Below are 6,000 nucleotides of genomic sequence, written 5' to 3' on the forward strand. Positions count from 1 at the left end.
CGAGGAATAGGAATACCCCCAGGAAAATAGACAGCATGTTGACAATTATATTAGAAGTGTTATGATTATATAGACAATATATTGTCTATACAGGAGGGAACATCGTGGATTGCTCTAAAGAACTGAAAGATTTATTTTTAATGCAACAGTCTTACGCTACACTTTTTTCTGTTTTAAACAAAATCCAATCACGCGGGGATGATTATTATGAAAGTTTAACGTCAAGACAATTTATGACGATGGTTGCCATACTGCATTTACCGGAAGAGGAAACGACATTTAATAACATAGCAAAAAAATTAGGCACTTCAAAACAAAACATTAATAGACTTGTCAGCGGCATTGAAAAAAGAGGTTATGTTATGACTGTACCGAGTAAACGCGACAAACGAGCGGTTAATGTGAAGATTACAGATTTGGGTAAGCTCGTCCTGGAGGCATGCGGGGAAAAAGCAGTTTACTTTATGGCAGATCTATTTAAAGGGTTTTCTACAGAAGAACTGGAAACGTTGTGGGTTTTATTGAAGAAACTATACAGTTTCGACGGAGAAGAACAGGATGGTTTTGAAGATGACGCTGCTAATTTTGACATTGAACAAAATCAAGATCACTTGAAAACAAATTTATTGCAGGAATTCTCAAAACGAAGAATGTAAAAAGGAGAAATGTATGAATATCGTGGCGTCGGTAGAAGATTTGAAAATGCAGTACGGAAACAAAACAGCAGTAAATGGGATTTCGTTTGAAGTGAGAGAGGGAGAAGTGCTTGGCTTACTAGGCCCAAATGGTGCAGGGAAAAGCACAACCATTCATATATTATCCGGGGTATTGTCAGCCAGTTCCGGTAATGTGACAATATTAGGCCACAACGTGAAAAAAAGGTCAAAGGAAATGAAGAAAGGCATTGGGATTGTGCCTCAAGATATCGCGATTTACGAGGAAATTTCAGCTGAGAAAAATGTTCGTTTTTTTGCGAGTCTTTATTCTCTTAAAGGAGAGGAACTGAAAACCCGAGTCAAAGAGGCTTTGGAACTTGTACAGCTATATGACCGGAAAGATGACAAACCTAAGACGTTTTCAGGCGGAATGAAAAGAAGATTAAACATTGCGTGCGCCATTGCCCATCAGCCGAAATTAATTATCATGGACGAGCCCACAGTAGGAATCGATCCGCAATCCCGGCATCACATTTTGGAATCGATAAAAAATCTGAGATCAAAAGGTGCGAGCATTATTTACTCGACACACTATATGGAAGAAGTCGAAGCTATTGCAGATCGTATTATGATCATGAATGAAGGGAAAATCATTGCTAATGGTACAAAAGAAGAACTGTATAGAAAAGTGAATAAAGAAATAACATACGCTTTTCAGTTATCACATGTTCAACAATTAAATAAAAACTCAATTAGAGGAGTCAAAGGAGTGACAGGAATTGATTTCTCTGACCATCAACTAAAAGTAACCGTTCAGCAGAACCAAGATCATTTGAGTGAAATCATAGCAGAATTGGGTGCTCAAGGATGCAACATTCTAAACATGAACAAACAAGAGGCATCGTTAGAAATAGTATTTTTAGAGCTTACAGGCAGAAATTTAAGAGATTAGGTGAGCAAAGTGAGTTTATTTAAATTGATAACCTTTGATTTTATGAATATTATAAGGAATCGGGTTCTTGTAATAGCCAATACGGCCTTTCCTTTCGTTCTCATTTTAGTTATGGGCTTTGTGACAAAAAACAGCTTTGGAGCAGGCGTGGTCAGTTCGTATGATTATTACGGAGTGAATATGATGATTTTTGCAGCAACACTGATCGCTATGACGGCCTCTAATACGTTTATGGAGGAAAAGGTGAAGAAAGCGAACCTCCGTATTGTATATGCGCCCGTTTCGACAACCGATATCTATCTTTCTAAATTATTATCAACCTGGATATTCAGTGTCATCATGTACAGTTTGAATGTGTTGATCGCCCAGACAATGTTTCATTTGAACTTTGGCGGACAACATCTTCCCTATCTCATGCTCTTATTGTATATGTTTTTATTTTTCGGCTGCAGTTTTGGCACAATGTTTTGCTGTTTGTTTAAAAATGAAGAACAGGCGAACGGCATTATGCAAATTCCAATAGCATTTTTCGTTTTCTTTGGTGGTGTATTTTTCGGTGTTCACAGATTTGGAGATATCGTTGATAACATATCTCTTATTTCTCCGATTAAATGGGTAACAGAATGTTCATTTCGTATTATTTATGATCATGATTTCAGTATGCTGCTGCCTGTTATGTCAGGACTATTGTTGGCTTCTATCATTTGTATTTCCTTTTCGCATGTTGTAAATAAGCCGGAGGGATATGTATGCTGAATTTATTTCAAAACAGGTGGGAGAGAACCTTGAGAAAAAAAGCGATTATCATCATTGCCGTGATCATTATCCCTCTGATGATTGGTGTTGCGATTATGTTTTCCGGAAAGCCGATTTTCAAAGAAACGATTGCTTTTGTACCAGAGAAGGACGACGTGAAGCATACACCGAGTAATTATGCATTTAGGGTAGTGGCGGTACATCAAAAGCCGAAATTTTCAGATTTAATATTAGGTAAATATGCGGCTATCGTCGAAAAAAATGACCGTGATTACAACGTGACGACTTTAAAAAGTAAAGCGGATCAAAAAATGATTCAGCAATTTTTCGAGACTGGAAAGATGCCAGACAACTACATGGGAGAGGACGAATTAAGGACTGAAAGAGGAATAGGAACGAATATATTAGGCTTTATCGTAATGCTTGTATTGATGCAAGGGGTGGCATTAGCTTCGTTATATCCAGAAGACCGGATGCTCAAAACCTTTAGTAGGATTTTAGTCTCTCCCATACATGTGGGGAAATATTTGCTTGCGCAGTTTATCTTTACGTTTTTATGCTTATACATACCCACTTACTTAGCTATCGTGATTACAAAAGTATTCTTCCATGCTGAAATTGGTTTCCGTTTGGACATTCTTGCTGGGCTACTGGGTGTTCTAATCATGCTTGCAACAGGATTTGCTATCTTTATGGCTTCTGTTCTTGGCCGAAACATCAGTTTGGTGTCAAGCGGTATCAGTGTGGTCACATGTGTATTATCAGGCTGTTTTCTTTCTTTTGCTCCGCATCATCCATTGTTGAATACGCTTTGTGCGATACTGCCGCAACAAGCGTATATGACTTTTATTCACGGGGTAGAAATGGGACATACAATGTGGGAATACAAAACTCAAGTTGTTTATATTTTGATGTGCTCGGCTGTGTTTTGTTTCCTTGGAGGTTTTATCACAAGAAGAAGGACTATTAAAGGGATTTATGAATAGTGAAGATGAACATGAGATGTACAGGTTTCTGTGCATCTTTTTCACTTGTTGTTTATGTTTCTTTTTGTTAGCTATAGTGGGTATGATTATGTTGTATCAATCATTATGTTATAAAAGTTTAGAGGTGAAATCTGATCAAGAATCGGGTGCAGCTTCACTGATCTTGTTTGCTGTTGCATGCAACTGGCCATAGCCACTATCGTCGCTGGCAAAAATCACTTCATCTTGTTGAGTTGTCAATTGGCATTGTGATCACGATTACAAATTTGTTATGTGTTAGACCTGTTTCTGCTTGTACTGAACAGTATATTGTTGTTTTGCAGTGACTTCTTGCTGTAGTGATGAAGGCTCTTGTAATGTTCCATTGGATGGGGGCAGGAACCGTATCTTTCGGAATATAGGAGTGCCGGTAATAGTGAAAAAGATCCTTCGTTGAATTTGTTATATGATATGCAGTTTCCGGATCAAAATCCTTCTTATAGGGCGTTTAAGAATAAATGGGTAGGCTTGTCGCTTTATCCGCCCAGCATTGCTGTAAATCCATTGCGTGAAGATGCAGCCATTGTTTATGCATCATGGAACGGTTCAACTGAAACTGCAGCCTGGCAAGTGTTAGCTGGTCGAAAACCTAACAAATTGTCTGAGGTGGTAACGGACGCTCCTCGAACCGGATTCGAGACAGTTATTCTTGTTCATTCGATTGGGCCATATATTCAGGTGAAAGCATTGAATTCTTCAGGCCAAACCATTGGTACATCGCAGATTATTCATGCGGAGCAAGAAAAAGAATAAGCCTCATGACCATATGTTGTGATGTGTTCTATCAGGCTGGTTAGCATTCACTGTCCTGTACTGGAGTAGGTGTTAGAGGCTGGCTGTTGCCTCAAGAACTCGCTGACCTAAGGTTAGGCCAGCGAGTTTCAGGTCTTGTACGTGTTTATTTTGCTAGTATACATGTGTGCATACAGGCGCAGTCACCAAGATGACTGTGTGTGAAAAGGACGGGGGAGTGCATGCAGATAAAGAAAGGATTTGTTCATTCATTTGATATATTCATTATGAGGTGAATAATAGATTCGTTTTCCTGATGGAGACGAAATGAATCAGTAAGTAAGATTTTGTAAGAGAAAAAGGGAGAGAAGGCAGTTTCTCTGCGAACTTGTCTAAACAGCTGCGGTTTATCATCGTGTTGTAAGCCTCCTCAAAAAATAATATCCCATTGTTCATTCTGGTCGTAACAACGGGATATCATTCTCTTTATCTGTGATGTAAATGTCCTGCCTGCCACGCTTCTTTGACTGCTTGAGGAACTTCTTTCACTTCAACTGCTGTTTGTTTGATGACGTTTTTTTTCATTTGCACATCCTGCTGAATCCTCTTTTGTTTTTGCGTTAGCAGATCTGCTTCCATTTTTAATGCATCAACTTGTTTTTGCATTGCCTGTGTAACAGAGGTGATTTCCTTTAGTGCGGGATCAAATTTTTTCTTATTTTGAAGTACATTAATCCCTAAGAAAATAACTGAAACAGCCAATACTGCGATGCTGATATACACAATAACCATATGTTATTCACTCCTTTTCTTATGTCATTACCCTGTTTCCGCTTTTTTAACCAGAAGAATGATGTTCTTTCAGTTCGTTTGATTTGCGTATTGGACTTATTCTACTTATAATGTGATATCGTACATATGAAACAAAGAAAGGGTGCTTCAATTGCAAAATTTACAAAAGAAAACCGCTCTTATCACAGGCGGAGGCAGAGGGATCGGCCGTGCTACCGCTCTTGCGCTTGCGAAAGAAGGCGTGAATATCGGATTAATTGGCCGGACTGCGGCAAATGTTGAAAAAGTGGCTGAAGAAGTCAAAGCTCTTGGTGTAAAAGCAGCATTTGCCACTGCAGATGTAAAAAATGCCGAGGAGGTTAACCAAGCTGTAGCTCAAGTGAAGGAACAGCTTGGAGATATCGATATCCTCATTAATAACGCAGGCATCAGCAAATTTGGCGGTTTCTTAGATCTGTCTGCTGATGAATGGGAAAATATTATGCAAGTCAACCTAATGGGTGTGTACCATGTCACTCGCGCGGTGCTTCCAGAAATGATCGAACGCAAAGCCGGAGACATTATTAATATTTCATCTACAGCAGGCCAAAGAGGAGCAGCTGCGACAAGTGCTTACAGTGCATCTAAGTTTGCTGTTCTCGGATTAACTGAGTCTCTTATGCAAGAAGTGAGAAAACATAATATCAGAGTCAGCGCGTTAACACCAAGTACTGTCGCTAGTGATATGTCTATTGAATTGAACCTAACAGACGGTAATCCTGAAAAGGTCATGCAGCCAGAGGATCTTGCTGAATACATGGTGGCACAATTGAAATTAGATCCGCGAATTTTCATTAAAACAGCTGGATTATGGTCAACAAATCCGTAAAAATGAGAAGCTTGTCATGCGACAAGCTTTTTTTATTATCCATTTAAATTGAAGATAACGATAATAAAGGTTATAATAGAACTAAAAAAACTATATACTAAATGTTCATTTGATATTTTATTTTTCTGCTTTTCCTCTTATATGTAATGAATACAAGATAACTGGATATAACATTCTTTACTTTCAGAAGGAAGACAATAATATAAAATTGAAAATTTA

At 38.5% G+C, this 6,000-nt stretch carries 7 protein-coding genes and 1 pseudogene; 6 read left to right on the top strand and 2 right to left on the bottom strand.

The window, feature by feature from the left end; translation table 11 throughout:
• Positions 1-104 precede the first annotated feature (104 nt).
• From BTW01_RS09845 to BTW01_RS09865, 5 genes are all read left to right on the top strand, one after another.
• The gene (locus BTW01_RS09845) at positions 105-656 is read left to right on the top strand and encodes a MarR family winged helix-turn-helix transcriptional regulator (protein WP_162102796.1); all 552 of its coding nucleotides are present in this window, start codon (positions 105-107) and stop codon (positions 654-656) included.
• Positions 657-669: 13 nt separating this feature from the next.
• Positions 670-1,608 (top strand): ABC transporter ATP-binding protein, encoded by a 939-nt coding sequence (locus BTW01_RS09850; protein WP_162102797.1) that lies wholly within the window; start codon positions 670-672, stop codon positions 1,606-1,608.
• Positions 1,609-1,617: 9 nt separating this feature from the next.
• Positions 1,618-2,364 (top strand): ABC transporter permease, encoded by a 747-nt coding sequence (locus BTW01_RS09855; protein ID WP_162102798.1) that lies wholly within the window; start codon positions 1,618-1,620, stop codon positions 2,362-2,364.
• Positions 2,358-3,350: an ABC transporter permease gene (locus tag BTW01_RS09860; RefSeq protein ID WP_162102799.1), complete on the top strand. Its 993-nt coding sequence runs from the start codon at positions 2,358-2,360 to the stop codon at positions 3,348-3,350. The genes BTW01_RS09855 and BTW01_RS09860 overlap by 7 nt, the downstream gene beginning before the upstream one ends.
• A gap of 432 nt (positions 3,351-3,782) precedes the next feature.
• Complete coding sequence (locus tag BTW01_RS09865) at positions 3,783-4,142, top strand: hypothetical protein (RefSeq protein ID WP_162102800.1); 360 nt, start codon at positions 3,783-3,785, stop codon at positions 4,140-4,142.
• A gap of 254 nt (positions 4,143-4,396) precedes the next feature.
• On the opposite strand, the pseudogene BTW01_RS18455 reads toward BTW01_RS09865, so the two are convergent.
• Together BTW01_RS18455 and BTW01_RS09870 are read right to left on the bottom strand one after the other, a co-directional pair.
• Positions 4,397-4,535: pseudogene (locus tag BTW01_RS18455) on the bottom strand (hypothetical protein); the annotation flags it as partial.
• 72 nt (positions 4,536-4,607) lie between these two features.
• Entirely contained in the window at positions 4,608-4,913 is a 306-nt protein-coding gene (locus tag BTW01_RS09870; RefSeq protein ID WP_162102801.1) for a DUF948 domain-containing protein, read from the bottom strand.
• A gap of 151 nt (positions 4,914-5,064) precedes the next feature.
• Here BTW01_RS09870 and BTW01_RS09875 point away from each other — a divergent pair, with 151 nt between their 5' ends.
• Positions 5,065-5,781: a 3-ketoacyl-ACP reductase gene (locus BTW01_RS09875; protein WP_162102802.1), complete on the top strand. Its 717-nt coding sequence runs from the start codon at positions 5,065-5,067 to the stop codon at positions 5,779-5,781.
• Positions 5,782-6,000 lie beyond the last annotated feature (219 nt).

This window comes from Bacillus sp. SKDU12, assembly GCF_010093085.1.
GTDB lineage: Bacteria > Bacillota > Bacilli > Bacillales > Bacillaceae > Bacillus > Bacillus mexicanus.

Coding starts and splice junctions, on each gene's coding strand:
- BTW01_RS09850 (WP_162102797.1), top strand. CDS start 670: ATGAATATCGTGGCGTCGGTAGAAGATTTGAAAATGCAGTACGGAAAC.
- BTW01_RS09860 (WP_162102799.1), top strand. CDS start 2,358: ATGCTGAATTTATTTCAAAACAGGTGGGAGAGAACCTTGAGAAAAAAA.
- BTW01_RS09870 (WP_162102801.1), bottom strand. CDS start 4,913: ATGGTTATTGTGTATATCAGCATCGCAGTATTGGCTGTTTCAGTTATT.